The sequence below is a fragment of the Natrialba sp. PRR66 genome, from assembly GCF_034808065.1.
GTDB classification, from domain to species: Archaea; Halobacteriota; Halobacteria; order Halobacteriales; family Natrialbaceae; genus Natrialba; species Natrialba aegyptia.
The window spans coordinates 1-265 of record NZ_JAXHGN010000138.1; the positions used below are offsets into that span (position 1 = coordinate 1).

Genomic DNA, 265 nt, shown 5'->3' on the forward strand with positions numbered 1-265 from the left:
AGATCGCGGATGTCCATTCGAAGGTACTCCCCCGGTCGGTGCGTGCGAGCGTAGTCGATCATCCCGTCCGCGATATCGACGCCGACCGGTTCGACGGCGTGTGGTGTCCGGCCTCGGTCTTTTTCGTGCCCGACGAAGAGATGGCAGTCGCTCTGAACGAGTTTTCGCGCGTACTTCGCCCCGCAGGGGTTGCGCGCATCGGGTTCAAAATCGGCGACGGACCGGTCGAGGTGGAGAAATGGGGGGAAACCACCGTGGAGTACCA

The 265-nt window shown here is 62.6% G+C and carries 1 protein-coding gene; it reads left to right on the forward strand.

The features are described from left to right. Window positions 1-38 precede the first annotated feature (38 nt). Window positions 39-265: class I SAM-dependent methyltransferase (locus SM755_RS24645; RefSeq protein WP_369335290.1), on the forward strand; the 227-nt coding region annotated here is incomplete at its 3' end.